The sequence below is a fragment of the Frankia sp. CoWAU3 genome, from assembly GCF_977971855.1.
Genome location: NZ_CDWWXB010000008.1, coordinates 29,194 through 30,374 on the forward strand (window position 1 = coordinate 29,194; position 1,181 = coordinate 30,374).

The following is a 1,181-nucleotide window of genomic DNA, read 5'->3' on the forward strand; positions in this document are numbered from 1 at the left end:
TGCCGGCGCACTTCCCCCGGGACACCTGGGCGCTGGGCCGCTTCGACGGCACCCCCCTGTACGAACATCCCGATCCACGCCGCGGTGAACAGCCCGACTGGGGTACCTACGTCTTCGATCTGGGCCGCCCCGAGGTACGCAACTTCCTCGTGGCAAACGCCCTGTACTGGTTCGAGGAATTCCACATCGACGGGCTACGCGTCGACGCGGTCGCCTCGATGCTGTACCTCGACTACTCCCGGCCGGAGGGCGGCTGGCTGCCCAACATCCACGGCGGCCGGGAAAACCTCGATGCCGTCTCGTTCCTGCAGGAGACCAACGCCACCGTCTACCGCCGTTTCCCGGGCGCAATGATGATCGCGGAGGAGTCGACCGCGTGGCCCGGGGTCACCCGCCCCACCCACCTCGGCGGCTTGGGCTTCGGCTTCAAATGGAACATGGGGTGGATGCACGACACCCTTGACTACAACTCCCGGCTGCCGATCCACCGCATGTACCACCACCATCAGATGACCTTTTCGATGGTGTACGCCTACTCGGAGAACTTCATCCTGCCGTTCAGCCACGACGAGGTGGTCCACGGCAAAGATTCGCTGCTACGCAAGATGCCCGGCGACCGCTGGGCACAGCTCGCGAACCTGCGGGCGCTGCTCGCCTACATGTGGGCGCATCCCGGTAAGAAGCTGCTCTTCATGGGCTGCGAGTTCGCCCAGGACAACGAGTGGAACGAGTCCGCGTCCCTCGAATGGCCCCTGCTGGACGATCCCGCCCACGCCGGTGTCGCGGACCTCGTGCGCGACCTGAACGGTCTCTACCGGACGGTCCCGGCCCTGTACCAACACGACGCCGACCCGGCGGGCTTCTCCTGGATCGACGCGAACGACGCGGAGAACAACGTCTTCTCGTTCCTGCGGTGGTCGGGCGAGGACCCGGCGGGCGGCGTGCTGGCCTGCGTCACCAACTTCGCCGGCATCGGGCACGAAGGCTACCGCATCGGGCTGCCGTTCCCCGGCCGCTGGCGCGAGATACTCAACACCGACGGGTACCGCTACGGCGGCGGCAACATCGGCAATCTCGGCTCGGTCCAGGCTGTCGAGGAGCCGCATCACGGTCTCGACGCCTCGGCAACCCTGACGCTGCCGCCTCTCGGGGCCATCTGGCTCTCCCCCGCCTAGTGCCTT

1 protein-coding gene is annotated in these 1,181 nt (G+C 66.8%); it reads left to right on the forward strand.

Annotated elements, in window-relative coordinates; all coding sequences use genetic code 11:
• On the forward strand, window positions 1-1,175 hold a 1,175-nt coding region (gene glgB / locus AC08ON_RS02010; protein ID WP_476616352.1), incomplete at its 5' end, for a 1,4-alpha-glucan branching enzyme.
• Window positions 1,176-1,181 lie beyond the last annotated feature (6 nt).